The organism is Pseudomonas sp. MBLB4136, assembly GCF_051904765.1.
GTDB lineage: Bacteria > Pseudomonadota > Gammaproteobacteria > Pseudomonadales > Pseudomonadaceae > Aquipseudomonas.
In genome coordinates this window covers 3,676,903-3,701,781 of sequence record NZ_CP196713.1, presented here as the reverse complement: position 1 = coordinate 3,701,781, position 24,879 = coordinate 3,676,903, and the positions used below count along the sequence as shown (strand labels likewise).

General features: G+C 67.1%; 21 protein-coding genes. 20 read left to right on the top strand and 1 reads right to left on the bottom strand.

Translation table 11 applies throughout. The features are described 5' to 3' along the window. The first annotated feature begins 1 nt into the window (after position 1). From rsmH to lpxC, 15 genes are all read left to right on the top strand, one after another. Entirely contained in the window at positions 2 to 943 is a 942-nt protein-coding gene (gene rsmH, locus ACSX1D_RS16815; RefSeq protein WP_439859594.1) for a 16S rRNA (cytosine(1402)-N(4))-methyltransferase RsmH, read from the top strand. Continuing rightward, complete coding sequence (ftsL, locus tag ACSX1D_RS16810; protein ID WP_439859593.1) at positions 940 to 1,233, top strand: cell division protein FtsL; 294 nt, start codon at positions 940 to 942, stop codon at positions 1,231 to 1,233. Before rsmH ends, ftsL begins: the two co-directional genes overlap by 4 nt. Next, the gene (locus ACSX1D_RS16805) at positions 1,230 to 2,960 is read left to right on the top strand and encodes a peptidoglycan D,D-transpeptidase FtsI family protein (RefSeq protein WP_439859592.1); all 1,731 of its coding nucleotides are present in this window, start codon (positions 1,230 to 1,232) and stop codon (positions 2,958 to 2,960) included. Before ftsL ends, ACSX1D_RS16805 begins: the two co-directional genes overlap by 4 nt. Next, on the top strand, positions 2,960 to 4,426 hold the full coding sequence (locus ACSX1D_RS16800) for a UDP-N-acetylmuramoyl-L-alanyl-D-glutamate--2,6-diaminopimelate ligase (RefSeq protein WP_439859591.1): 1,467 nt from the start codon (positions 2,960 to 2,962) through the stop codon (positions 4,424 to 4,426). Before ACSX1D_RS16805 ends, ACSX1D_RS16800 begins: the two co-directional genes overlap by 1 nt. Continuing rightward, positions 4,419 to 5,798: a UDP-N-acetylmuramoyl-tripeptide--D-alanyl-D-alanine ligase gene (locus ACSX1D_RS16795; RefSeq protein ID WP_439859590.1), complete on the top strand. Its 1,380-nt coding sequence runs from the start codon at positions 4,419 to 4,421 to the stop codon at positions 5,796 to 5,798. The genes ACSX1D_RS16800 and ACSX1D_RS16795 overlap by 8 nt, the downstream gene beginning before the upstream one ends. Further along, the gene (mraY, locus tag ACSX1D_RS16790) at positions 5,799 to 6,881 is read left to right on the top strand and encodes a phospho-N-acetylmuramoyl-pentapeptide-transferase (RefSeq protein ID WP_439859589.1); all 1,083 of its coding nucleotides are present in this window, start codon (positions 5,799 to 5,801) and stop codon (positions 6,879 to 6,881) included. It begins immediately after the preceding gene. A gap of 6 nt (positions 6,882 to 6,887) precedes the next feature. Next, positions 6,888 to 8,234 carry a UDP-N-acetylmuramoyl-L-alanine--D-glutamate ligase gene (gene murD, locus ACSX1D_RS16785; protein ID WP_439859588.1) on the top strand — a complete coding sequence of 449 codons (1,347 nt, stop codon included), beginning with the start codon at positions 6,888 to 6,890 and terminating at the stop codon, positions 8,232 to 8,234. Further along, positions 8,234 to 9,490, top strand: coding sequence for a putative lipid II flippase FtsW (gene ftsW, locus ACSX1D_RS16780; RefSeq protein ID WP_439862353.1), 1,257 nt, complete (start codon positions 8,234 to 8,236; stop codon positions 9,488 to 9,490). The genes murD and ftsW overlap by 1 nt, the downstream gene beginning before the upstream one ends. Beyond that, a complete protein-coding gene (gene murG / locus ACSX1D_RS16775) occupies positions 9,480 to 10,550 on the top strand; it encodes an undecaprenyldiphospho-muramoylpentapeptide beta-N-acetylglucosaminyltransferase (protein ID WP_439859587.1) in 1,071 nt (356 codons plus the stop codon). The genes ftsW and murG overlap by 11 nt, the downstream gene beginning before the upstream one ends. A gap of 28 nt (positions 10,551 to 10,578) precedes the next feature. Next, positions 10,579 to 11,988 carry a UDP-N-acetylmuramate--L-alanine ligase gene (gene murC / locus ACSX1D_RS16770; protein WP_439862352.1) on the top strand — a complete coding sequence of 470 codons (1,410 nt, stop codon included), beginning with the start codon at positions 10,579 to 10,581 and terminating at the stop codon, positions 11,986 to 11,988. Next, on the top strand, positions 11,985 to 12,935 hold the full coding sequence (locus ACSX1D_RS16765; protein WP_439859586.1) for a D-alanine--D-alanine ligase: 951 nt from the start codon (positions 11,985 to 11,987) through the stop codon (positions 12,933 to 12,935). The genes murC and ACSX1D_RS16765 overlap by 4 nt, the downstream gene beginning before the upstream one ends. A gap of 3 nt (positions 12,936 to 12,938) precedes the next feature. Next, positions 12,939 to 13,796, top strand: coding sequence for a cell division protein FtsQ/DivIB (locus tag ACSX1D_RS16760; RefSeq protein ID WP_439859585.1), 858 nt, complete (start codon positions 12,939 to 12,941; stop codon positions 13,794 to 13,796). A 20-nt stretch (positions 13,797 to 13,816) separates the two neighbouring features. Next, the gene (gene ftsA, locus ACSX1D_RS16755) at positions 13,817 to 15,064 is read left to right on the top strand and encodes a cell division protein FtsA (RefSeq protein ID WP_439859584.1); all 1,248 of its coding nucleotides are present in this window, start codon (positions 13,817 to 13,819) and stop codon (positions 15,062 to 15,064) included. A 54-nt stretch (positions 15,065 to 15,118) separates the two neighbouring features. Beyond that, the gene (gene ftsZ / locus ACSX1D_RS16750) at positions 15,119 to 16,300 is read left to right on the top strand and encodes a cell division protein FtsZ (protein ID WP_439859583.1); all 1,182 of its coding nucleotides are present in this window, start codon (positions 15,119 to 15,121) and stop codon (positions 16,298 to 16,300) included. 112 nt (positions 16,301 to 16,412) lie between these two features. Then, positions 16,413 to 17,324: a UDP-3-O-acyl-N-acetylglucosamine deacetylase gene (lpxC, locus tag ACSX1D_RS16745; RefSeq protein WP_439859582.1), complete on the top strand. Its 912-nt coding sequence runs from the start codon at positions 16,413 to 16,415 to the stop codon at positions 17,322 to 17,324. Positions 17,325 to 17,405: 81 nt separating this feature from the next. On the opposite strand, the gene ACSX1D_RS16740 is transcribed toward lpxC, so the two are convergent. Further along, a complete protein-coding gene (locus ACSX1D_RS16740; RefSeq protein ID WP_439859581.1) occupies positions 17,406 to 17,861 on the bottom strand; it encodes a DciA family protein in 456 nt (151 codons plus the stop codon). Between the two features lie 81 nt (positions 17,862 to 17,942). On the opposite strand from ACSX1D_RS16740, the gene ACSX1D_RS16735 reads away from it, so the two are divergent. From ACSX1D_RS16735 to ACSX1D_RS16715, 5 genes are all read left to right on the top strand, one after another. After that, positions 17,943 to 18,869, top strand: a complete 927-nt coding sequence (locus ACSX1D_RS16735; protein ID WP_439859580.1) for a M23 family metallopeptidase — start codon at positions 17,943 to 17,945, stop codon at positions 18,867 to 18,869. Between the two features lie 118 nt (positions 18,870 to 18,987). Then, positions 18,988 to 21,723: a preprotein translocase subunit SecA gene (gene secA, locus ACSX1D_RS16730; protein WP_439859579.1), complete on the top strand. Its 2,736-nt coding sequence runs from the start codon at positions 18,988 to 18,990 to the stop codon at positions 21,721 to 21,723. A gap of 182 nt (positions 21,724 to 21,905) precedes the next feature. After that, positions 21,906 to 23,123, top strand: coding sequence for a bifunctional glutamate N-acetyltransferase/amino-acid acetyltransferase ArgJ (gene argJ / locus ACSX1D_RS16725; RefSeq protein ID WP_439859578.1), 1,218 nt, complete (start codon positions 21,906 to 21,908; stop codon positions 23,121 to 23,123). Positions 23,124 to 23,256: 133 nt separating this feature from the next. After that, positions 23,257 to 23,889, top strand: a complete 633-nt coding sequence (locus ACSX1D_RS16720) for a glutathione S-transferase (RefSeq protein WP_439859577.1) — start codon at positions 23,257 to 23,259, stop codon at positions 23,887 to 23,889. Further along, on the top strand, positions 23,886 to 24,827 hold the full coding sequence (locus tag ACSX1D_RS16715) for a Nudix family hydrolase (RefSeq protein WP_439859576.1): 942 nt from the start codon (positions 23,886 to 23,888) through the stop codon (positions 24,825 to 24,827). The genes ACSX1D_RS16720 and ACSX1D_RS16715 overlap by 4 nt, the downstream gene beginning before the upstream one ends. Positions 24,828 to 24,879 lie beyond the last annotated feature (52 nt).

The following is a 24,879-nucleotide window of genomic DNA, read 5'->3' as shown; positions in this document are numbered from 1 at the left end:
TATGACCAACAGCTTTCGCCATATCACCGTCCTGCTCGACGAAGCCGTCGCGGGGCTCGCCGTGCGCGCGGATGGCTGCTACCTGGATGGTACCTTCGGGCGAGGCGGGCATAGCCGGCTGATCCTCGAGAAGCTCGGGCCGGATGGGCATCTATTGGGGTTCGATAAGGACCCCCTGGCTATTGCCACAGGGAATGCGCTGGCGGCCGAAGACGGCCGCTTTGTCGTTGTGCAGCGCAGTTTTGCGGAACTTGGCGAGGAAGTCGCTGTCCGCGGGCTGGCTGGCAAGGTCGCCGGCGTGCTGCTGGACCTGGGCGTATCCTCGCCGCAGCTGGACGATGCCGAGCGCGGCTTCAGCTTCCTCAACGATGGCCCGTTGGATATGCGCATGGACCCGGCGCGCGGCGTCAGCGCCGCGCAGTGGATCGCCACGGCCGCCGAGGATGAGATCGCCCGCGTGTTCAAGGAATACGGCGAGGAGCGCTTCGCCAAGCGCATGGCCCGCGCGGTGGTGCTGCGGCGCGCCGAACGACCGTTCGAGCGGACCGCCGACCTGGCCCAGGTGCTGACCGACGCCAATCCGGCTTGGGAGAAGGGCAAGCATCCGGCCACTCGCGCCTTCCAGGGCTTGCGCATCCATATCAACAACGAGTTGGGCGATCTCGAGCGCGGCCTGGATGCCGCCCTGGAAGCCCTGGAGGTCGGTGGCCGGCTGGTGGTGATCAGCTTCCACTCCCTCGAGGATCGTATCGTCAAGCAGTTCATGCGCCGGCACGCCAAGGGCGAGCAGGACAAGCTGCCGCGCGACCTGCCGATCATTCCCAAGGCCTTCGAGCCGCGCCTGAAGCTGCTCGGCAAGCCGCAGTACGCCTCGGACGCCGAGCTGAAGGCCAATCCGCGCTCGCGCAGCGCGGTGATGCGCGTGGCGGAGAAGGTGCGATGAGTGGCGTTTTCGCCAAGCCCCTACCTTCCGGCAGCCTGCTGATGCTGGTGCTGTTCCTTGCGGTGCTGGGATCGGCGCTGGCCGTGTCCTACTGTGCCCACTGGAATCGGCAGTTGCTCAATGGCCTGTACGCCGAGCTGAGCGTGCGCGACAAGGCGCAGGCCGAGTGGGGGCGACTGATTCTCGAGCAGAGCACCTGGACCGCGCACAACCGCATCGAGGCCCTGGCCAGCGACAAGCTGAAGATGCGCATTCCCGACGCCGCCGAAGTGCGCCTGGTGACGCCATGATCCGTCTGGAAGGCGCGCTGTATCCCTGGCGTTTCCGCCTGGTGCTGCTGCTCCTGGCGCTGATGGTCGGCGCCATCGTCTGGCGCATCGTCGACCTGCAGCTGATCGACCGCGCCTTCCTCCAGGCCCATGGTGACGCGCGCAGCGTTCGGCATATTCCGATTCCGGCGCATCGCGGCCTGATCACCGACCGCAACGGCGAGCCGCTCGCCGTGAGTACCCCGGTGACCACCCTGTGGGCCAATGGCAAGGAGCTGCAGGCCGGCAAGGCGCAGTGGCCGGCCCTGGCGACGGCCCTGGGGCAGGATCCGAAGGTGCTCGCCGAGCGCGCCCAGGCCAATGCCGAGCGCGAGTTCATGTACCTGGTCCGCGGCCTGACCCCGGAGCAGGGCCAGCGCGTGCTCGATCTCAAGGTTCCCGGCGTTTATGCCATCGAGGAGTTTCGTCGCTTCTACCCGGCCGGTGAGGTGACCGCCCACGTGGTCGGCTTCACCGATATCGACGATCGCGGCCGCGAGGGCATGGAGCTGGCGTTCGACGAGTGGCTGGCCGGGGTGCCGGGCAAGCGTCAGGTGCTCAAGGATCGTCGCGGCCGGCTGATCAAGGACGTGCAGGTCGCCCAGAACGCCAAGGCAGGCAAGGCCCTGGCGCTGTCGATCGACCTGCGCCTGCAGTACCTGGCCCATCGCGAGCTGCGCAACGCCCTGGTCGAGTTCGGCGCCAAGGCCGGCAGCCTGGTGATGATCGATGTGAAGACCGGCGAAGTGCTGGCCATGGTCAACCAGCCGACCTACAACCCGAACAACCGTCGCAGCCTGCAACCGGCGGCCATGCGCAACCGGGCGATGATCGACGTGTTCGAGCCGGGCTCGACCATGAAGCCGTTCTCCATGAGTGCCGCACTGGCGAGCGGGCGCTGGAAGCCGAGCGATACGGTCGATGTCTACCCGGGCTCGCTGCGCATCGGCAAGTACACCATCCGTGACGTCTCGCGCAGCAGCGGCGCCCTTGACCTGACCGGCATCCTGATCAAGTCGAGCAACGTCGGCATGAGCAAGATCGCCTTCGATATCGGCGGCGAGTCCATCTATGCGCTGATGCAACAGGTCGGCCTGGGTCAGGACACCGGCCTGGGTTTCCCTGGCGAGCGCGTCGGCAACCTGCCGAACCACCGCAACTGGCGCCAGGCCGAGACCGCCACCCTGTCCTATGGCTACGGCCTGTCGGTGACGGCGGTGCAGCTGGTGCATGCCTACGCGGTGCTGGCCAACGAGGGGCGCAACGTGCCGCTGTCGCTGACCCGGGTCGACCAGATGCCGGAGGGCGTGCAGGTGGTGTCCGCGGATGTCGCGCAAACCATGCGCGGCATGCTCCAGCAGGTGGTCGAGGCCCCCGGCGGGGCGCACCGCGCCAAGGTTCCGGGCTATCACGTGGCCGGCAAGAGCGGCACCGCGCGCAAGGCCACCGTGGGGGCCAAGGGTTATACGGAGAATGCCTACCGCTCGCTGTTCGCCGGCTTCGGGCCGATGAGCGATCCGCGCATCGCGGTCGCTGTGGTCATCGATGAACCGAGCGAGGGCGGCTACTACGGCGGCGTGGTTTCGGCGCCGGTGTTCGGCAAGGTGATGGCCGGCGCGCTGCGCCTGATGAATATCGTTCCCGACAACTTACCGCCCGTCGAATCGCAGGAGCTGGCAGTGAACACCGGCACAGGAGGGCGAATCTGATGCCCATGCCCCTAAATCAGTTATTGCCCCAAGCGGCCAGCTCCCTGCTGATCCGTGAGTTGACCCTCGACAGCCGCAAGGTGCGCCCGGGGGATCTGTTCCTCGCCGTTCCCGGCAGCCAGCAGGACGGTCGTCTGCATATCGCCGACGCGCTTGCCCGCGGCGCCGCTGCGGTGGCCTACGAGGCCGAGAACGCGCCGGCCCTGCCGCCATCCGGCGCCGCCGAGTTGCTGGCGATCAAGGGCCTGGCCGGCCAGTTGTCGGCCATCGCCGGGCGTTTCTATGGCGAGCCGAGTCGCGCCCTGCACCTGGTTGGCGTCACCGGCACCAACGGCAAGACCAGCGTCACCCAGTTGCTGGCCCAGGCCCTGGACCTGCTCGGCCAGCCCTGCGGGATAGTCGGCACCCTCGGCAACGGTTTCTACAGCGCGTTGTCCCAGGGGCGTCATACCACCCCCGACCCGATCGGCGTGCAGGCCACCCTCGCCGAGCTGAAGAAGGCCGGCGCCCGTGCGGTGGCGATGGAAGTGTCGTCCCACGGTCTGCATCAGGGGCGGGTGACGGCGCTGGCGTTCGACGTGGCGGTGTTCACCAACCTGTCGCGCGATCACCTCGACTATCACGGCACCATGGAGGCCTACGCCGAGGCCAAGGCCATGCTGTTCCGCGTGCCCGGGCTGCGCTGCCGGGTGATCAACCTGGACGATGCGGCCGGTCGCAAGCTGGCCGAGGACCCGCGTGAGTCGCGGGTGATCAGCTACAGCCTGGAGGACGCCGCGGCCTATCTGTATTGCCGCGAGGCGCAGTTCAACGACCAGGGCGTGCGTGCGCGGCTGGTCACCCCGCGCGGCGAGGGCAGCCTGCGCAGCACGCTGCTCGGTCGTTTCAATCTGAGCAACCTGCTGGCCGTGGTCGGTGCGCTGCTCGCCATGGACTATGCGCTGGACGAAATTCTCAAGGTGTTGCCGCGCCTGCAGGGGCCGGTCGGGCGCATGCAGCGCCTGGGCGGCGTGAAGCAGCCGCTGGTGGTGGTCGACTACGCCCACACTCCGGATGCCCTGGAGAAGGTCCTCGAGGCGCTGCGCCCGCATGTGCGGGGGCGTCTGCTGTGCCTGTTCGGCTGTGGCGGCGACCGCGACCGCGGCAAGCGGCCGCTGATGGCCCAGGTGGTCGAGCGTCTGGCCGATGGCGTGTGGGTCACCGACGACAATCCACGCAGTGAGACGCCGGAGCAGATTTTCGAGGACATCCGGGCCGGTTTCACCGCCCCCCAGGACGCGCACTTCGTGGCGGGTCGCGGCCAGGCCATCGCCCAGTTGGTCGCCCAGGCGAGCGCGGACGACGTGCTGGTGCTGGCGGGCAAGGGGCATGAGGATTACCAGGAGATACAGGGCGAGCGCCAGCCGTTCTCCGACCTGGAAGAAGCCACCAAGGCCCTGGTGGCGTGGGAGGCAGCTCATGCTTAAGGCATTGCGCTTGAGCGAAGTGGCGGGCCCTCTGCAGGGTCGCCTGGTTGGCGCGGACTGTGCCTTCGATGGCGTCAGCACCGACAGCCGGGCGATTCGTCCGGGCCAGCTGTTCGTCGCCCTGGCCGGCCCGCGCTTCGACGGTCATGACTATCTGGCCGAGGTCGCCGCCAAGGGCGCGGTCGCGGCGCTGGTGCAGCGCGAGGTGGCGGATGCACCGCTGCCGCAGTTGCTGGTGGCCGACACCCGGCTCGGTCTGGGCCGCCTCGGTGCCCTGAACCGCCAGGCCTACGGCGGCCCCTTGGCGGCAGTGACCGGCTCCAGCGGCAAGACCACGGTCAAGGAAATGCTCGCCAGCATCCTGCGCGCGGCCTTCGCCCAGCGCGGCGAGGCGGTGCTGGCCACCCGTGGCAACCTGAACAATGATCTCGGCGCGCCGTTGACGCTGCTGGAACTGGGCCCCGAGCATGTCGCCGCGGTGATCGAGCTGGGCGCCAACCATGTCGGCGAGATCGCCTACACCGTCGGCCTGACCCGGCCCCAGGTGGCGATCATCACCAATGCCGGCACCGCCCATGTCGGTGAGTTCGGCGGGCCGGAGAAGATTGTCGAGGCCAAGGGCGAGATCCTCGAAGGCCTCGGTGAGGCTGGCGTCGCTGTGCTCAACCTGGACGACAAGGCCTTTGCCATCTGGCAGCGCCGGGCCGGCGCCCATCGACTGCTCAGCTTTGCCCTGGGCAATGCCGCGGCGGATTTCCACGCCAGCGACCTGGCGCGCGATGCCCGTGGCTGCTCGGCCTTCACCTTGCATTGCGCAGCGGGCCAGGCGCGCATCCAGCTCAACCTGCTCGGCGAGCACAATGTCGCCAACGCCCTGGCCGCCGCCGCCGCCGCCCATGCGCTGGAGGTACCACTGGTCGATATCAAGACCGGGCTGGAAGCGCTCCAGCCGGTCAAGGGCCGCGCCGTAGCGCAGCTGGCGACGAATGGCGTGCGGGTGATCGACGACAGCTACAACGCCAACCCTGCTTCGATCTGCGCCGCCGTTGATATACTCGCCGGCTTCTCCGGGCGCACCGTTCTGGTGCTCGGGGACATGGGGGAGCTGGGCGAGTGGGCCGAGCAGGGCCACCGCGAAGTCGGCAGCTATGCCGCCGGCAAGGTCGACGCGCTGTGCGCGGTAGGGCCGTTGATGGCTCACGCGGTCAAGGCATTCGGGAACAATGGCCGGCATTTCGCCGATCAAGCCAGCCTGATCGACGCACTGCGCGGCGAATCGGGCAATACCACCATTCTAATCAAGGGTTCACGCAGTGCCGCGATGGAGAACATCGTGGCGGCGCTGTGTGGCACGTCGGGGGAGAGTCACTAAATGCTGCTGCTGCTGGCCGAGTACCTGCAACAGTTCCACAAGGGTTTCGCAGTGTTCCAGTACCTGACACTGCGCGGCATCCTCGGTGTATTGACCGCGCTGGGGCTGGCGCTGGCGCTGGGGCCGTGGATGATCCGTACCCTGCAGATCCGTCAGATCGGTCAGGCGGTGCGCAATGACGGCCCGCAATCGCACCTGTCGAAGAAGGGCACGCCGACCATGGGTGGCGCGCTGATCCTCTCCGCCATCGCCGTCAGCACCCTGCTCTGGGCCGACCTGTCCAACCGCTACGTCTGGGTGGTGCTGGCTGTCACCCTGCTGTTCGGGGCCATCGGCTGGGTCGACGACTACCGCAAGGTGATCGAGAAGAACTCCCGCGGCCTGCCGAGTCGCTGGAAGTATTTCTGGCAGTCGGTGTTCGGCCTGGGCGCCGCGGCCTTCCTCTATATGACCGCACAGAGCCCGGTGGAAACCACCCTGATCCTGCCGCTGCTCAAGGACGTGAGCATCCCGCTGGGCGTGGGCTTCGTGGTGCTGACCTATTTCGTCATCGTCGGCTCGAGCAACGCGGTGAACCTGACCGACGGCCTGGACGGCCTGGCGATCCTGCCCACCGTGATGGTCGGCGGCGCCCTGGGCATCTTCTGCTACCTGTCCGGCAACGTGAAATTCGCCGAATACCTGTTCATCCCCTATGTGCCCGGCGCCGGCGAACTGATCGTGTTTTGCGCCGCGCTGGTCGGCGCCGGCCTGGGTTTTCTCTGGTTCAACACCTATCCGGCCCAGGTCTTCATGGGTGATGTCGGCGCGCTGGCCCTCGGCGCCGCGCTCGGCACCATCGCGGTGATCGTCCGCCAGGAAGTGGTGCTGTTCATCATGGGCGGGGTGTTCGTCATGGAGACCCTGTCGGTGATCATCCAGGTGGCGTCCTTCAAGCTGACCGGCAAGCGCGTGTTCCGCATGGCGCCGATCCACCACCATTTCGAATTGAAAGGCTGGCCCGAGCCCCGGGTGATCGTGCGCTTCTGGATCATCACGGTGATCCTCGTGCTGATCGGCCTTGCCACCCTGAAACTGAGGTAATAGAGAGTGTCGTTGATCGCTTCCGACCAGTTCCGCATCGTTGTCGGCCTCGGCAAGAGCGGCATGTCCCTGGTGCGCTTCCTGGCGCAGCAGGGCATGCGCTTTGCCGTGGTCGATACGCGGGCGAACCCGCCGGAACTGGCCACCCTGCGTGAGCAGTTCCCGCAGGTGGAAGTGCGCTGCGGCGAGCTGGACGTGGAGTTCCTCTGCCGTGCCAGCGAGCTGCTGGTCAGCCCGGGCCTGGGCGTCGCCACCCCGGCGCTGCAGGCCGCGGCGGCCCGCGGGGTGAAGCTGTCCGGCGACATCGACCTGTTCGCCCGCCATGCCAAGGCGCCGATCATCGCCATCACCGGCTCCAACGCCAAGAGCACGGTGACCACCCTGGTCGGCGAAATGGCCGCGGCGGCCGGCAGGAAGGTCGCGGTGGGCGGCAACCTCGGCACGCCGGCACTCGATCTGTTGAGCGACGAGGTGGAGCTGTACGTGCTCGAGCTGTCCAGCTTCCAGCTGGAGACCACCGAGCAGCTCAACGCCGAGGTGGCCACCTGCCTGAACATCAGCGAAGACCATATGGATCGCTATGACTCCCTGGCGGCCTATCACCTGGCCAAGCACCGCATCTTCCGCGGCGCCCGCCAGGTGGTGGTCAACCGCGACGACGCGTTGTCGCGGCCGCTGGTCGCCGACCAGGTGCCGTGCTGGAGCTTCGGCCTGGGCAAGCCTGACTTCAAGCGTTTCGGTCTGCTCGAGGAGAATGGCGAGAAGTACCTGGGCTACCAGTTCGACGCGCTGCTGCCGGTGCGTGAGCTGAAGATCCGCGGCGCCCACAATCAGTCCAATGCCCTGGCGGCCCTGGCCCTGGGCCATGCCGTCGGCCTGCCGATGGCCGCCATGCTCGATGCCCTCAAGCGCTTCGCCGGCCTGGCGCACCGCTGCCAGTGGGTGCGCGAGCTGCGCCAGGTGAACTACTACGACGACTCCAAGGCGACCAACGTCGGCGCCGCCCTGGCCGCCATCGAGGGGCTCGGCGCGGACATCGCCGGCAAGCTGCTGCTGATCGCCGGCGGCGACGGCAAGGGCGCGGACTTCTCCGCCCTGGTCGCGCCGGTGGCCCGCCACTGCCGCGCGGTGGTGCTGCTCGGCCGTGACGCCGAGCGGCTGGCCGCCACCCTGGGCGACCAGGTGCTGCAGGTTCGCGTCGACAGCCTGGAGCAGGCCGTGCAACGCTGCGCCGAGCTGGCCCAGCCGGGTGATGCCGTGCTGCTGTCGCCGGCCTGCGCCAGCCTGGACATGTTCAAGAACTTCGAAGAGCGCGGACGCCTGTTCGCCCAAGCGGTGGAGGGCCTGCAGTGATGATCGCGCAGCTGCTCGCCGCCCCCTCGCCGCTGAATACCCGTCGCGGCATCGACCTGGACTTCCCGCTGCTGGCCGGTTGCCTGGCGCTGTTGGGCCTGGGCCTGGTGATGATCGCCTCGGCCTCCTCGGAAGTGGCCGCGTCGCTGTCGGGCAACCCGCTGTATCACATGATCCGCCACCTGATCTATTTGGCCATCGGCATAACCGCCGCGCTGATTACCCTGCTGGTGCCCATGGCCCAGTGGCAGCGCTTCAGCGGCACCCTGTTGCTGGTGGCCTTCGTCCTGCTGGTGCTGGTGCTGCTGCCGGGCATCGGCCGCGAGGTCAACGGTGCCAAGCGCTGGATCGGCTTCGGCCTGTTCAACCTGCAGCCGTCGGAGCTGGCCAAGCTGTTTACCGTCATGTTCATCGCCGCCTACCTGGTGCGCCGCCAGGCCGAGGTGCGCGAGAAGCTCATGGGCTTCCTCAAGCCGCTGCTGGTGCTGGGGCCGATCGCCGTGCTGCTGCTGGCCGAGCCGGACTTCGGTGCCACCGTGGTGCTGGTCGGCGCGTCCATCGCCATGCTGTTTCTCGGCGGGGTCAACCTGCTGCGCTTCATTCCGCTGGCCGCCGCCGTGCTGGCCGCCGGCGTAGTGGTGATGACCAGCCAGGCCTACCGCCTGGAGCGTCTGACCAACTTCGTCGACCCCTGGGCCGACCAGTACGGTGCCGGCTACCAGCTGAGCCAGGCGCTGATCGCCTTCGGCCGTGGCGAGTGGTTCGGCGTGGGCCTGGGCAACAGCATCCAGAAGCAGTTCTACCTGCCGGAGGCGCACACCGACTTCGTGTTTGCGGTGCTCGCCGAGGAGCTGGGCATGGTCGGCGCCTTGGCCACCGTGGCGCTGTTCGTCTTCGTCAGCGTGCGCGCCCTGTATATCGGCCTGTGGGCGGAGAAGGCCAAGCAGTTCTTCTCGGCCTACGTGGCCTACGGCCTGGCCTTCCTGTGGGTCGGTCAGGTGCTGATCAATATCGGTGTGAACGTCGGCCTGTTGCCGACCAAGGGCCTCACCCTGCCGTTCCTCAGCTACGGCGGCAGCTCCCTGGTGATCTGCTGCGTCAGCCTGGCGCTGCTGCTGCGCATCGAGTGGGAGCGGCGCACCGAGCTGGGCAGCGAGGACATCGAGTTCGACGAGGCGGATTTCTCCGAGGCGGGCTATCCCGGGGCGGGCCATCCCGAGGCCGGGCATTCCGCGGAGGTGGTCCATGGCCGGTAACGTGCTGATCATGGCCGGCGGCACCGGCGGCCACGTGTTCCCGGCCCTGGCCTGCGCCCGCGAGTTCCAGGCGCGCGGCTATCGCGTGCACTGGCTGGGCACGCCGCGCGGCATCGAGAACGAACTGGTGCCGGCGGCCGGCCTGCCCCTGCACCTGATCCAGGTCAGCGGCCTGCGCGGCAAGGGCAAGCTGTCGCTGCTCAAGGCGCCCTTCCAATTGCTCAAGGCCCTGTTGCAGGCGCGCAAGATCGTCCGCGATCTGCAGCCGGTCTGCGTGCTCGGCATGGGCGGCTACGTCACCGGGCCTGGCGGGCTGGCGGCCAAGTTGGCCGGCGCGCCGCTGATCATCCATGAGCAGAACGCCGTGGCCGGCACCGCCAACCGCAGCCTGGTGCCGTTCGCCAGCCGGGTCTGCGAGGCCTTCCCGGACACCTTCGGTGCCAGCGCCAAGCGCCGCACCACGGGTAATCCGGTGCGCGAGGAGCTGTTCCTGGAGACTCCGCGGGCGTCCCTGCGCCAGCGCCGGCCGCGTCTGCTGGTGCTCGGCGGCAGCCTCGGCGCCGAACCGCTGAACAAGCTGCTGCCCGAGGCCCTGGCCCTGGTGGCCGGCGAGTTGCGTCCGGAAGTGTTCCACCAGGCGGGCAAGCAGCACGCCGAAGTGACCGGCGAACGTTATCGCGGCGCCGGCGTCGAAGCGCAGGTCGCGCCCTTTATTAGCGACATGGCCAAGGCCTACGCCTGGGCCGACCTGGTGGTGTGCCGGGCCGGCGCCCTGACCGTCAGCGAGCTGGCCGCCGCCGGCCTGCCGTCGTTCCTGGTGCCGCTGCCCCATGCCATCGACGATCACCAGACGCAGAACGCCGGCTATCTCGCCCGTGAAGGCGCCGCCGTGCTGCTGCCGCAACGCTCCACTGACGCCGCCGCACTGGCCGCGCAGCTGACCGAGGTTCTGATGCACCCCGAACGATTGAACGACATGGCGCGCACCGCGCGCCGCCTGGCCAAGCCCGATGCAACCCGCAGCGTGGTCGAGATTTGCCTGGAGGTGGCCCGTGGTTGAGAGTCGCAAAGCCTACCCGCAGCCGGAAATGCGCCGCATCCGCCGCATCCACTTCGTCGGCATCGGCGGCGCCGGCATGTGCGGTATCGCCGAAGTGCTGCTGAACCTCGGCTACCAGGTGTCCGGCTCCGACCTCAAGGGCTCGGCGGTGACCGAGCGCCTGGAGAAGTTCGGTGCGCAGATATTCATCGGCCACCGCGCCGAGAACGCCGCCAGTGCCGACGTGCTGGTGGTGTCCAGCGCGATCAATACCGCCAACCCGGAGGTCGCCATCGCCCTCGAGCGCCGCATTCCGGTGGTGCCGCGGGCCGAGATGCTCGCCGAACTCATGCGCTACCGCCACGGCGTGGCGGTGGCCGGCACCCACGGCAAGACCACCACCACCAGCCTGCTGGCCTCGGTGTTCGCCGCCGGCGGCCTGGACCCGACCTTCGTCATCGGTGGCCGGCTGAATGCCGCCGGCACCAACGCCCAGCTCGGCACCAGTCGCTACCTGATTGCCGAAGCGGACGAGAGCGACGCCAGCTTCCTGCATCTGCAGCCGATGGTCGCGGTGGTCACCAACATCGACATGGACCACATGAGCACCTACGAGGGCGACTTCAACAAGCTGAAGAAGACCTTCGTCGAGTTCCTCCACAACCTGCCGTTCTACGGCCTGGCGGTGGTCTGCGTGGACGATCCGGTGGTGCGCGAGATTCTGCCCCAGGTGGCGCGGCCGACCGTCACCTACGGCTTCGGCGAGGACGCCGACGTGCGCGCGATCAACGTGCGCCAGCAGGGCATGCAGACCCACTTCACCGTGCTGCGTCGCGACCGCGAGCCGCTGGATGTGTCGGTGAACATGCCGGGCAATCACAACGTACTGAACTCCCTGGCGACGATCGCCATCGCCACCGACGAGGGCATCAGCGACGAAGCCATCGTCCAGGGCCTGTCGGGCTTCCAGGGCGTCGGCCGGCGCTTCCAGGTCTACGGCGAGCTGCCGGTGGAGGCGGGGAGCGTGATGCTGGTCGACGACTACGGCCATCACCCGCGCGAAGTCGCCGCGGTGATCAAGGCCGTGCGCGGCGGCTGGCCGGAGCGGCGCCTGGTGATGGTCTACCAGCCACACCGCTTCAGCCGCACCCGCGACCTGTACGACGACTTCGTCCAGGTGCTGGCCGATGCCAACGTGCTGCTGCTGATGGAGGTCTACCCGGCCGGCGAGGAGCCGATCCCAGGGGCCGACAGCCGCCAGCTGTGCCACAGCATTCGTCAGCGCGGTCAGCTGGACCCGATCTACATCGAGCGTGGCGTCGACCTGGCGCCGCTGATCAAGCCGCTGCTGCGCGCCGGCGACATCCTGCTGTGCCAGGGCGCTGGCGATATCGGCGGCCTGGCCCCGCAACTGCTGCAGAGTCCGCTGTTCGCCGCGGCCCAAGGTGAGTCGAAATGAGCGCCAATACCCTGAAATCGCAACTGCCGGCCAGCGCCTATGGCCGGGTTGCCGTGCTGTTCGGCGGCAAGAGCGCCGAGCGCGAGATCTCGCTGAAATCCGGCAACGCGGTCCTCGGCGCCCTGCAAGGCGCCGGGGTGGACGCCTTCGGCATCGATGTCGGCGATCACTTCCTGCAGCGCCTGACCCGCGAGAAAATCGACCGCGCCTTCATCGTTCTGCACGGCCGTGGTGGCGAGGATGGCAGCATGCAAGGGCTGCTCGAATGCGCCGGGATTCCCTATACCGGCAGCGGCATCCTGGCCTCGGCCCTGGCGATGGACAAGCTGCGCACCAAGCAGGTGTGGCAGAGCCTGGGCCTGCCGACCCCGCGTCACGCCGCGCTCACCTGCGTCGCGGACTGCCAGGCGGCCGCGGCCGACCTGGGCTTCCCGCTGATCGTCAAGCCGGCCCACGAGGGCTCCAGCATCGGCATGGCCAAGGTGCAGTCGGTCGAGGAGCTGATCGCCGCCTGGCAGGCCGCCAGCCGTTATGACGCCGAGGTGTTGGTCGAGCAATGGATCCAGGGGCCCGAGTTCACCGTGGCCGTCCTGCGTGGTCAGGTGCTGCCGCCGATCGCCCTGGGCACCCCGCACAGCTTCTACGACTACGACGCCAAGTATCTGGCCAGCGACACCCAGTACCGCATCCCTTGCGGCCTGGACGCGGCCAAGGAGGAGGAACTCAAGGACCTTACCGTGCGCGCCTGCGAGGCGGTCGGCACCCAGGGCTGGGCGCGCGTCGATGTGATGCAGGACGCCGCCGGGCAGTTCTGGCTGCTGGAGGTCAATACCGTGCCGGGCATGACCGACCACAGCCTGGTGCCGATGGCCGCCCAGGCGGCCGGACTGGACTTCCAGCAACTGGTGTTGGCGATCCTCGCCGACAGCGTAGAGGCACAGGGTTAAGCCATGGGCGCCGTCCTTCGTCATCAGCCAGGCTCACCGCGCGTTCCCGTGCGCGGCAAGCCTGTGCCGCGCGGCGCCAGCCGCCTGGTGGCCAAGGAGCCGATCGGCGCGCGCCTGCCGAAACCCAGTTTCGGCCTGTTCAAGCGCCTTACCTGGCCGCTGCTCATGCTGCTGCTCGGTTTCGGCGCCTACGAACTGGCCCAGCGCCTGCTGCCTTATGCCGATCGGCCGATCGCCAAGATCAGCGTGGCGGGTGACCTGAGCTACATCAGCCAGCAGGCGGTGCAGCAGCGCATCGCTCCCTTCGTCAGTGCCAGTTTCTTCAGCGTCGACCTGCTGGGCATGCGCCACGAACTGGAGCAGATGCCCTGGATCGCCAGCGCCGAGGTGCGCCGGGTCTGGCCGGATCAGCTGCTGGTGCGCCTCGAGGAACAACTGCCGATCGCCCGCTGGGGCGACGAGGCGCTGCTCAACAACCAGGGCCAGGCCTTCACCCCCCGGGAGCTGGCGCACTACGAACACCTGCCACAGCTCTACGGCCCCAAGCGGGCGCAGCAGAAGGTCATGCAGCAGTACCAGGTGCTCAGCCAGATGCTGCGGCCGATGGGCTTCTCGGTGGCGCGCCTTGAACTGCGCGAGCGCGGCAGCTGGTTCCTGTCCACCACCCAGGGCATCGAGCTGCTGCTGGGGCGCGACCATCTGGTGGAGAAGATGCGCCGCTTCGGCACCATCTTCGACAAGGCGCTGAAAGAGCAACGAGCGAATATCGCGCGGATCGATCTGCGCTACGCCAACGGCCTGGCCGTGGCGTGGCGTGAGCCGATCGCGCCGGCGGCGGCCGACAAGGTGGCCGTGCAGTGAATCAGGAGAAGACAAGACAAATGGCAAACGTGCAGAGCGGCAAGATGATCGTCGGCCTGGACATCGGCACCTCCAAGGTGGTGGCGCTGGTGGGTGAGGTCGCGGCCGACGGCCAGCTGGAAATCGTCGGCATCGGCACACACCCCTCGCGTGGGCTGAAGAAGGGCGTGGTGGTGAATATCGAATCCACCGTGCAGTCGATCCAGCGTGCGGTCGAGGAGGCGCAGCTGATGGCCGGCTGCCGCATCCACTCGGCCTTCGTCGGCGTGGCCGGCAACCATATCCGCAGCCTCAACAGCCACGGCATCGTCGCCATCCGCGATCGCGAGGTCAGCCCGGCCGACCTCGAGCGCGTGCTGGATGCGGCCCAGGCCGTGGCCATTCCGGCCGACCAGCGGGTGCTGCATACCCTGCCGCAGGATTACGTGATCGATAACCAGGAGGGCGTGCGCGAGCCCCTGGGGATGTCCGGCGTGCGCCTGGAGGCCAAGGTGCACGTGGTCACCTGCGCGGTCAACGCGGCGCAGAACGTCGAGAAGTGCGTGCGCCGCTGCGGCCTGGAGGTCGACGACATCATCCTCGAGCAGCTGGCCTCGGCCTATGCGGTGCTCACCGACGACGAGAAGGAGCTGGGCGTGTGCCTGGTCGACATCGGCGGCGGCACCACCGACATCTGCATCTTCACCGAGGGGGCCATCCGCCATACCGCGGTGATCCCGATCGCCGGCGACCAGGTCACCAACGACATCGCCATGGCCCTGCGTACACCGACCCAGTACGCCGAGGAAATCAAGATCCGCTACGCCTGCGCCCTGGCCAAACTGGCCGGCGCCGGCGAGACCATCAAGGTGCCCAGCGTCGGCGATCGGCCGCCGCGCGACCTGTCGCGCCAGTCCCTGGCCGAGGTGGTCGAGCCGCGTTACGACGAGCTGTTCACCCTGATCCAGGCCGAGCTGCGGCGCAGCGGCTACGAGGACCTGATTCCGGCGGGCATCGTGCTCACCGGCGGCACGGCGAAGATGGAAGGCGCGGTGGAACTGGCCGAGGAGATCTTCCATATGCCGGTTCGCCTGGGCGTGCCCCACAGCGTCAAAGGCCTGGCCGACGTGGTACGCAACCCGATCTATTCCACCAGCGTGGGCCTGTTGCTGTATGGCCTGCAGAAGCAGGCGGACGGCATCTCCATGTCGGCGCTCGGTGGTTACGGCGATGAACCCAAGGCACCGGTACTGGAGCGGCTCAAACGCTGGGTCCAGGGCAATTTCTGATGTAGGGCGGCAAGTGCAGTAGGCGTTATAACTAGAACAGGAAGGAGAGGGATTATGTTCGAACTAGTAGACAATGTTCCGCAAAGCGCGGTCATCAAGGTAATAGGCGTGGGCGGCGGCGGTGGCAATGCCGTCAACCACATGGCGAAAAACAACATCGAGGGCGTCGAGTTCATCTGCGCCAACACCGATGCCCAGGCGCTGAAGAACATCGGCGCGCGCACCGTGCTGCAACTCGGCCCAGGCGTGACCAAGGGCCTGGGCGCCGGCGCCAATCCGGAGGTCGGCCGCCAGGCCGCGCTGGAAGATCGCGAGCGCATCGCCGAGGTGCTGCAGGGCACCGACATGGTCTTCATCACCACCGGCATGGGCGGCGGCACCGGCACCGGTGCGGCGCCGGTCATCGCCGAAGTGGCCAAGGAGCTGGGCATCCTCACCGTGGCCGTGGTCACCCGTCCGTTCCCGTTCGAGGGGCGCAAGCGCATGCAGATCGCCGACGAGGGCATTCGCGCCCTGTCGGAGAGCGTCGACTCGCTGATCACCATCCCCAACGAGAAGCTGCTGACCATCCTCGGCAAGGACGCCAGCCTGCTGTCGGCCTTCGCCAAGGCGGACGACGTGCTGGCCGGTGCGGTGCGCGGCATCTCCGACATCATCAAGCGTCCGGGCATGATCAACGTCGACTTCGCCGACGTGAAGACGGTGATGAGCGAAATGGGCATGGCCATGATGGGCACCGGCTGCGCCAGCGGTCCGAACCGCGCCCGTGAAGCCACCGAGGCGGCAATCCGCAATCCGCTGCTCGAGGACGTCAACCTGCAGGGCGCCCGCGGCATCCTGGTGAACATCACCGCCGGTCCTGACCTGTCCCTGGGCGAGTACTCCGACGTGGGTAACATCATCGAGCAGTTCGCCTCCGAGCACGCCACCGTCAAGGTCGGTACCGTGATCGATCCGGACATGCGCGACGAGCTGCACGTCACCGTGGTCGCCACCGGTCTGGGCGCGCGCATCGAGAAGCCGGTCAAGGTCGTCGACAACACCGTGCAGGTAACCGCCAGTGCGGCTCCGACTGCCCCGGCGCGTGCCGAGCAGAGCGTCAACTACAAGGACTACGAGCGGCCCACCGTACAGCGTCAGAGCCATGCCGGCGCTGCCACCGCGGCCAAGATGAACCCACAGGACGACCTGGATTATCTGGACATCCCGGCTTTCCTGCGTCGCCAGGCCGATTGATGGAATGTATCAGGAGTATTAGGGTGATTGGTGTTCAGCAAAGGCCGGTTCTGCTATCATCGCCGGCCATTGTTGAAAACAATTCGCAACTAGTGCTATAGCGGCCAGAGCCATGATCAGACAACGCACCCTGAAGAACATTATCCGCGCCACCGGCGTTGGCCTGCATTCCGGGGAGAAGGTATACCTGACCCTGAAGCCGGCACCAGTGGACACGGGAATCGTGTTTCGTCGTACCGATCTCGACCCCGTGGTGGAAATTGCCGCGCGGGCGAGCAATGTCGGTGAAACCACCATGTCGACCACCTTGGTCAATGGTGACATCAAGGTGGATACGGTAGAGCACCTGCTTTCGGCCATGGCAGGCCTGGGCATCGATAACGCCTACGTCGAGCTCTCTGCATCCGAAGTGCCGATCATGGATGGCAGTGCTGGTCCCTTTGTATTCCTGATTCAGTCCGCCGGCTTGCAAGAGCAGGAAGCGGCGAAGAAGTTCATCCGTATCACCCGTGAGGTCACGGTCGAGGAGGGCGACAAGCGCGCCACCTTCGTGCCGTTCGATGGGTTCAAGGTGACCTTCGAGATCGATTTCGATCACCCGGTGTTCCGCAACCGCACGCAGTCGGCCAGCGTCGATTTCTCCAGCACGTCTTTCGTCAAGGAAGTCAGTCGGGCACGCACCTTCGGCTTCATGCGCGACATCGAGTTCCTCCGTTCGCAGAACCTGGCGCTCGGTGGCAGTGTGGACAACGCCATCGTGGTGGATGAGTACCGCGTGCTCAATGAAGACGGCCTGCGTTACGAGGACGAATTCGTCAAGCACAAGATTCTCGACGCCATCGGCGACCTCTACCTGCTGGGTAACAGCCTGATCGGCGAATTCCGCGGCTTCAAGTCGGGGCACGCGCTGAACAACCGCCTGTTGCGCACCTTGATCGAGGAAACCGATGCCTGGGAAGTGGTGACCTTCGACGACGCGAGCACCGCGCCGATCTCCTACATGCGCCCGGTAGCGGCCGTGTAAGCAATACCTCCTTCCGTTTGTATTCGAGGCCACCCCTGGGGTGGCCTCTTTTTTTACTGCGGCTGAAGACTATTCGCCTGCTCAATCGTCGCGCGCGCGGTGCCTGGCCAGGCGCTCCAGCGCGGCGCGCAGCTTGGGGTCGCTGATGCCCTCGGCGGTGGCCTGGATGTTTTCGGCGGCGCTGTCGGACAGGCTGAGAGTGCGACCGGGCGCACGCCTTTCGGCGGTCGGCGGTTGCACCTTGAAGAGAATTTTCGTTAAGGTCGCGAATTCTTCGAGTGCCTGCAGCTGACGCAGCAGGCGCCGTTGTTGATACCGCAAGCGGGTGGCCCAGTGGCCATCGGTGACGATAAGAAGCAGGCAACCCTCGCGCCACGACGCCACATGGCAGTGTTCGCGGGCCGCGGGTTGCAGCTGGCTCTCCAGTAGACGCTGTAGGTGGTCGAGGCGTTGCGCCTGATTGAACAGCGCTTTGAGGGGCTTCGCCTCGCGCAGCAGCGCGGCGGGGGCTCGAGCCGGCAAAGGACGAAAGGTCATGGCAGGACGCCTGAAATTGTGGAGCCGCCATGGTAGCAGAATCCCTGCCGCCAGCTTGGGCTCCGCCCTATAGGGGAAGCCATGCACATCATATTACTCAGTCGGCGCCATGGCGCCGCGCGCTCACTCAGCCTGGATTTGCGCTGGTTGCTGCTGGCGCTGGCACTGCTGCTCGCCGCCGCGCTCGCCAGTGGCGTGGCCGTCGGCGCCTGGTGGACTCCGCGAGCACCGAGCCTGCAGGATAACGTGCAGGTCGCCGACGCGCTGGATCGCCAGCGCGCCGAAGTCGGCGCCGTGCGGATCGACGCGCAGCGCCAGCTGGATGCCTTCGCCGCCCATGTCGCCGAATTGCAGGCGCGCCTGACCCGCCTCGATGCCTTGGGCGAACGCCTGACCGAGCTGGCGGAGCTGGATTCCAGCGAGTTCGATTTCTCCCTGAATGTCGGCCAGGGTGGTCCGGAGGAGCTGGTAGAAGGGGCCGCCTATGCGCCGCCTTCCTTTATCAGCACCCTGGACGACCTGGCCCTGCGCATGGACAGCCGCGAGCAGCAGCTCGAGGTGCTGGAGCAGCTGCTGGCCGAACGGCGCCTCGACGAGGCCGAATACCTGGCTGGGCGCCCGGTGTTGCAGGGCTATATCTCCTCGCCGTTCGGCCGCCGGACCGATCCGTTGACCGGCCGCCTGAGCGTGCACAAGGGCGTGGATTTCGCCGCCAAGGCCGGCAGCGACGTGGTCGCCGTGGCCGCCGGAGTGGTCACCGCGTCAGGGCGGCGCTCGGGTTATGGCAATACCGTGGAGATCAGCCACGCCGACGGTTACGTCAGCCTGTACGCCCACAATCGCGAGAATCTGGTGCGCGTCGGCGACCTGGTGCAGCGCGGCCAGACCATCGCCAAGGTCGGCAGTACCGGGCGCTCGACCGGTTACCACGTGCACTTCGAGGTCAGCAAGAATGGCCGCGTGGTCAACCCCACAAGCTTCATCGCCCGGGTCGGCGGCGTGGAATAACGCCGCTTTCCTCCTTTTCGTTTCCGGGTAGAATGCCCCCTTCGCACGCAGCCATGAGGGCTGCACAGGGCGGCCTGCGGGTCGGCCTCCATCCATACGCCTGGAAGATCCTGTCGATATGTTTGCGCCTTTGTTGAAGAAACTCTTTGGAAGCAAGAACGAGCGTGAGGTCAAGCGCATGCTCAAGACGGTGCAAGCCGTCAACGCCTTCGAAGAGCAGATGCTCGCCCTCTCGGATGAGCAACTGCGTGCCAAGACCGACGAATTCAAAGCCCGTCTGGAGAAGGGCGAAACCCTCGATCAGCTCCTGCCGGAGGCCTTCGCCGTGGCCCGCGAGGCAGGCAAGCGGGTGATGGGCATGCGCCACTTCGACGTGCAGCTGATCGGCGGCATGACCCTGCACGAAGGCAAGATCGCCGAAATGCGTACCGGTGAGGGCAAGACCCTGGTGGCGACCCTGGCGGTCTACCTCAATGCGCTGTCCGGCAAGGGTGTGCACGTGGTCACGGTCAACGATTACCTGGCCCGCCGCGACGCCAACTGGATGCGTCCGCTGTACGAATTCCTCGGCATGTCGGTGGGTATCGTCACGCCCTTCATGCCACCGGAAGAGAAACGCGCCGCCTATGCCGCCGACATCACCTACGGCACCAACAACGAATTCGGCTTCGACTACCTGCGCGACAACATGGCCTTCAGCCTGGAGGAGAAGTTCCAGCGCGAACTGAACTTCGCGGTGATCGACGAAGTCGACTCGATCCTCATCGACGAGGCGCGTACCCCGCTGATCATCTCTGGCCAGGCCGAGGACAGCTCCAAGCTGTACACCGAAGTCAACAAGCTGATCCCGCGCCTCAAGCAGCACATCGAGGAAGAGGAGGGCGTGGTCACCCAGGAAGGCCACTACAAGGTCGACGAGAAGTCCCGCCAGGTCGAGCTGAACGAAGCCGGCCACCAGTTCGTCGAGGACATGCTGACCCAGGTCGGCCTGCTGGCCGAGGGCGAGAGCCTCTACTCGGCGCACAACCTCGGCCTGCTGACCCATGTCTACGCTGGCCTGCGCGCCCACACCCTGTTCCAGCGCAACGTCGAATACATCGTGCAGAACAACCAGGTGCTGCTGATCGACGAGCACACCGGCCGCACCATGCCGGGACGGCGTCTGTCCGAGGGCCTGCACCAGGCCATCGAGGCCAAGGAAGGGCTGCCGATCCAGGCCGAGAGCCAGACCCTGGCCTCGACCACCTTCCAGAACTACTTCCGCCTGTACAACAAGCTGTCCGGCATGACCGGCACGGCCGACACCGAGGCGTTCGAGTTCCATCAGATCTACGGCCTGGCCGTGGTGGTGATCCCGACCAACCGGCCGCTGGCGCGCAAGGACTACAACGACCTGGTCTACCTGACCCAGGAAGAGAAGTACGCCGCGATCATCGAGGACATCAAGGAGTGCCAGGCCCAGGGCCGGCCGATCCTGGTCGGTACCGCCTCGATCGAGACCTCCGAGTACGTCTCCGCGTTGCTAAACAAGGAAGGCATCGAGCACAAGGTGCTCAACGCCAAGTTCCACGAGAAGGAAGCCGAGATCATCGCCCAGGCCGGTCGTCCGGGCGCGCTGACCATCGCCACCAACATGGCCGGTCGCGGTACCGACATCCTCCTGGGCGGCAACTGGGAGGTCGAAGTGGCGGCGCTGGAGAATCCCACCGCCGAACAGGTCGCGCAGATCAAGGCCGATTGGCAGAAACGCCACCAGCAGGTGATCGAGTCCGGCGGCCTGCACGTGATCGCCTCCGAGCGCCACGAGTCGCGGCGCATCGACAACCAGCTGCGCGGCCGTTCCGGTCGCCAGGGCGACCCGGGTTCCAGCCGCTTCTACCTGTCGCTGGAAGACAGCCTGATGCGCATCTTCGCCTCGGACCGGGTGAAGAACTTCATGAAGGCCCTGGGCATGCAGTCCGGCGAGGCGATCGAGCACCGCATGGTGAGCAACGCCATCGAGAAGGCCCAGCGCAAGGTCGAGGGGCGCAACTTCGACATGCGCAAGCAGTTGCTGGAATTCGACGACGTGGCCAACGAGCAGCGCAAGGTGATCTATCACATGCGCAACACCCTGCTGGCCGCCGACGACATCGGCGAGACCATCGCCGAGTTCCGTCGCGAGGTGCTGGACGGCACCATCGACACCTATATTCCGCCGCAGTCGATGCCCGAGCAGTGGGATATCGCCGGCCTGGAGGAGGCGCTGCAGACCAGCTTCGCTACCCAACTGCCAATTCAGCAGTGGCTCGACGAGGACAGCAAGCTCTACGAGGAGACCCTGCGCGAACGCATCCTCCAGGAGCTGATCGCCGCCTACAACGAGAAGGAAGAGCTGGCCAGCGCCGAGGCCCTGCGCACCTTCGAGAAGCAGATCCTGTTGCGCGTGCTGGACGACCTGTGGAAGGACCACCTGTCGACCATGGATCACCTGCGCCATGGCATTCATCTGCGTGGCTATGCGCAGAAGAACCCCAAGCAGGAGTACAAGCGCGAGTCCTTCACCCTGTTCCAGGAACTGCTCAACTCGATCAAGCGCGACACCATCCGCGTGCTGTCCCACGTCCAGGTGCGCCGCGAGGACCCGGCCGAAGAGGAGGCCCGCCTGCGTCGCGAGGCCGAGGCGCTTGCCGAGCGCATGCAGTTCCAGCATGCCCAGGCATCTGCCCTGGCCCAGCCCGAGGCGATGGCCGAGGAAGGCGATGTGGCAGTCGCCACCGCGCCGGTGCGCGCCGAGCAGAAGATCGGCCGCAACGAGCCATGCCCGTGTGGCTCCGGCAAGAAGTACAAGCACTGCCACGGCCAGATCAGCTAAGGGCCGCTGGTCATCGCCCGGCTGGCCTCGGCTATGCTTGGCGCAAGGTTGCAACGCCGCGAACGGTTCTGACCGCTCGCGGCGTTTTTCCATCGAATCCGGTCCTGCCTGGCGGCAGGTTCTTTATCCACAGGGCGCCGCCGTGGTCGACGCGCTGTTCTGCACATTCAAGGAGCACGTTCATGGCTGTTGGTCTTGGCCCTCTGTCTACCCTGCACCCGGTTCCAGGCTTCGAGCTGGGTATCGCCTCGGCCGGTATCAAGCGCCCCGGGCGCAAGGATGTGGTGGTGATGCGCTGCGCCGAAGGCTCCAGCGTCGCCGGGGTCTTCACCCTCAATGCCTTCTGCGCCGCGCCGGTGATCCTGGCCAAGAAGCGCGTGCTGGGGCCGGTGCGTTACCTGCTGACCAATACCGGCAATGCCAACGCCGGCACCGGCGAGCCAGGCCTGCAGAATGCCGCGCGCACCTGCGCGGCGCTGGCGCAGCTGGCCGGTGTCGACGAGGAGGCGGTGCTGCCGTTCTCCACCGGGGTGATCGGCGAGCCGCTGCCGGTGGAGAAGATCGAGGGCGCCCTGCAGGCCGCCCTGGATAACCTGGCGGAGGACAACTGGGCCGAGGCCGCCACCGGCATCATGACCACCGACACCCTGCCCAAGGGCGCCAGCCGCCAGTTCGTCCACGACGGCGTGACCGTGACCGTCACCGGCATCAGCAAGGGCGCCGGGATGATCAAGCCGAACATGGCGACCATGCTCGGCTATATCGCCACCGACGCCAAGGTCGCCCAGGGCGTGCTGCAGGACCTGCTGCGCGACGCGGCGAACAAGTCGTTCAACCGCATCACCATCGACGGCGATACCTCGACCAACGACTGCTGCATGCTGGTCGCCACCGGAAAGGCGCCGCTGCCGGAGATCACCCAGGCCAGTGGCGCGCTGTTCGCCGCGCTGAAGCAGGCGGTGTTCGAGGTGTGCATGGAGGTGGCCCAGGCCATCGTCCGCGACGGCGAGGGCGCGACCAAGTTCGTCACCGTGCAGGTCAACGGCGGCGCCACCCACCAGGAGTGCCTGGACGTCGGCTATGCCGTGGCCCATTCGCCGTTGATCAAGACCGCGCTGTTCGCCTCCGACCCGAACTGGGGACGCATCCTCGCCGCGGTCGGCCGCGCCGGGGTGGCCCAGCTGGACGTGAGCAAGATCGACGTGTTCCTCGGCGATGTGTGCATCGCCAGTCGTGGCTGCCGCGCGGCCAGTTACACCGAGGAGCAGGGCGCGGCGGTGATGGCCAAGGAGGAGATCGGCATCCGCATCGAGCTCGGCCGCGGCGGCTGCAGCGAGACCATCTGGACCACCGACTTGTCCCACGAGTACGTGAAGATCAACGCCGAATACCGCACCTGATCCGGTTCCGCAGCGTTCCACGCGCCTATTCCCGTTGTTCATGGCCCCATGAACAACGGGAATTTGCTATTCGGGGGGGCGCCTCTTAACGTCGCCTGAGCTGTCCCCATTCCGTCACGCAAGGAGCGACCCCATGTCCCTGACCCTGATCATCGGCGACAAGCGCTATTCCTCCTGGTCGCTGCGCGCGGCCCTGGCCCTGGAACTGGCGCAGGCGCCCTACAGCGAGGTGCAGATCGCCCTGGACCGTGCCGATACCCGCGCGCGCATCCTGGAGCATTCGCCGAGCGGCAAGGTGCCGCTGCTGAAGACCGAGGAAGGCCCGGTATGGGATTCCCTGGCCATCGCCGAATACCTCGCCGAAACCTTCCCCGAGGCCCACCTGTGGCCCCGTGGCCAGTACGCCCGCGCCCTGGCCCGCAGCCTGTGCGCGGAGATGCACAGCGGCTTCGGGGCGCTGCGCACGCACCTGCCGATGGATCTTCGGCGCGACGAGGCCCTGGTGCAGATTCCTGCAGAGGCCCAGGCCGATATCCGCCGCATCTGCGCGCTCTGGGCCGAGTGCCGGAGCCGCTTCGGCCAGGATGGTCCCTTCCTGTTCGGCCACGCCAGCCTGGCGGACGCCTTCTTCGCCCCGGTGGCGGCACGTTTGCGCAGCTACCGCGTCGAGCTGCCGGAAGTGGCCGCGGCCTATGTCGAGACCATCTACTGCTGGCCGGCGTTCCAGCGCTGGTACCAGGCGGCGCAGGTGGAGGCGCTGCGGTGAAGCGGGTGCATGTAGCTGCGGCGGTGATTCGCGCAGAGGATGGGCGCGTGCTGATCGCCCGGCGCCCGGAGGACAAGCACCAGGGCGGGCTGTGGGAGTTTCCCGGCGGCAAGGTGGAGGCCGGCGAGGCGGTACAGGTCGCCCTGGCCCGGGAGCTGGAAGAGGAGCTGGGCATCCGCCCGACGCTGGCGCGGCCGCTGATCCAGGTGCGGCACGACTACCCGGACAAGCAGGTGCTGCTGGATGTCTGGGAGGTCAGCGCCTTCAGCGGCGAACCCCATGGCGCCGAAGGCCAGCCCCTGGCCTGGGTCGCCCCGCGCCAGCTGGGCGACTACGAGTTTCCCGCGGCCAATCGGCCGATAGTCGCCGCCGCCCGCTTGCCCGAGCGCTACCTGATCACCCCGGATGACCTGGCGGCGCCGGCCCTGCTGCGTGGCGTGCAGGCCGCGCTGGACGGCGGCGTTCGCCTGCTACAGTTGCGCGCGCCGAAGATGTTCGATGCCCAGTACCGCGACCTCGCCGTGGATATCCAGGGCCTGTGCGCCGGCCGTGCGCAACTGATGCTCAAGGGGCCGCTGGAGTGGCTGGGCGATTTTCCCGCCGCCGGCTGGCATCTGACGTCCGCGCAGCTGCGCGAGCTGGCCGGCGGCGGCCGACCGCTGCCCGCGCAACGCTGGCTGGCGGCGTCCTGTCACGGTGCCGAAGAGCTGGCCCTGGCCGCGCAGATGGGCGTGGATTTCGTCACCCTGTCGCCGCTGCAGGTCACGGCCAGCCATCCGCAGGCCAGTCCTTTGGGCTGGACGCAGGCACGCGAACTGCTGCAGGGCTTCGATCGCCCGGCCTACCTGCTCGGTGGCGTGGGGCCGGAGGATGTCGAGCGCGCCTGGCAGGCCGGGGCCCAGGGGGTGGCGGGCATCCGCGCGTTCTGGCCGGCTTGACGCACGACGCATGGCGGCTTGTATAGTGCCTGCCCCTTGTCGGTGCGAGTAA

What these genes read in the sequence shown, in the direction of transcription:
- rsmH (WP_439859594.1), top strand. Translation starts at nt 2, where the DNA reads ATGACCAACAGCTTTCGCCATATCACCGTCCTGCTCGACGAAGCCGTC.
- ftsL (WP_439859593.1), top strand. Translation starts at nt 940, where the DNA reads ATGAGTGGCGTTTTCGCCAAGCCCCTACCTTCCGGCAGCCTGCTGATG.
- ACSX1D_RS16805 (WP_439859592.1), top strand. Translation starts at nt 1,230, where the DNA reads ATGATCCGTCTGGAAGGCGCGCTGTATCCCTGGCGTTTCCGCCTGGTG.
- ACSX1D_RS16800 (WP_439859591.1), top strand. Translation starts at nt 2,960, where the DNA reads ATGCCCATGCCCCTAAATCAGTTATTGCCCCAAGCGGCCAGCTCCCTG.
- ACSX1D_RS16795 (WP_439859590.1), top strand. Translation starts at nt 4,419, where the DNA reads ATGCTTAAGGCATTGCGCTTGAGCGAAGTGGCGGGCCCTCTGCAGGGT.
- mraY (WP_439859589.1), top strand. Translation starts at nt 5,799, where the DNA reads ATGCTGCTGCTGCTGGCCGAGTACCTGCAACAGTTCCACAAGGGTTTC.
- ftsW (WP_439862353.1), top strand. Translation starts at nt 8,234, where the DNA reads ATGATCGCGCAGCTGCTCGCCGCCCCCTCGCCGCTGAATACCCGTCGC.
- murG (WP_439859587.1), top strand. Translation starts at nt 9,480, where the DNA reads ATGGCCGGTAACGTGCTGATCATGGCCGGCGGCACCGGCGGCCACGTG.
- murC (WP_439862352.1), top strand. Translation starts at nt 10,579, where the DNA reads ATGCGCCGCATCCGCCGCATCCACTTCGTCGGCATCGGCGGCGCCGGC.
- ACSX1D_RS16765 (WP_439859586.1), top strand. Translation starts at nt 11,985, where the DNA reads ATGAGCGCCAATACCCTGAAATCGCAACTGCCGGCCAGCGCCTATGGC.
- ACSX1D_RS16760 (WP_439859585.1), top strand. Translation starts at nt 12,939, where the DNA reads ATGGGCGCCGTCCTTCGTCATCAGCCAGGCTCACCGCGCGTTCCCGTG.
- ftsA (WP_439859584.1), top strand. Translation starts at nt 13,817, where the DNA reads ATGGCAAACGTGCAGAGCGGCAAGATGATCGTCGGCCTGGACATCGGC.
- ftsZ (WP_439859583.1), top strand. Translation starts at nt 15,119, where the DNA reads ATGTTCGAACTAGTAGACAATGTTCCGCAAAGCGCGGTCATCAAGGTA.
- lpxC (WP_439859582.1), top strand. Translation starts at nt 16,413, where the DNA reads ATGATCAGACAACGCACCCTGAAGAACATTATCCGCGCCACCGGCGTT.
- ACSX1D_RS16740 (WP_439859581.1), bottom strand. Translation starts at nt 17,861, where the DNA reads ATGACCTTTCGTCCTTTGCCGGCTCGAGCCCCCGCCGCGCTGCTGCGC.
- ACSX1D_RS16735 (WP_439859580.1), top strand. Translation starts at nt 17,943, where the DNA reads ATGCACATCATATTACTCAGTCGGCGCCATGGCGCCGCGCGCTCACTC.
- secA (WP_439859579.1), top strand. Translation starts at nt 18,988, where the DNA reads ATGTTTGCGCCTTTGTTGAAGAAACTCTTTGGAAGCAAGAACGAGCGT.
- argJ (WP_439859578.1), top strand. Translation starts at nt 21,906, where the DNA reads ATGGCTGTTGGTCTTGGCCCTCTGTCTACCCTGCACCCGGTTCCAGGC.
- ACSX1D_RS16720 (WP_439859577.1), top strand. Translation starts at nt 23,257, where the DNA reads ATGTCCCTGACCCTGATCATCGGCGACAAGCGCTATTCCTCCTGGTCG.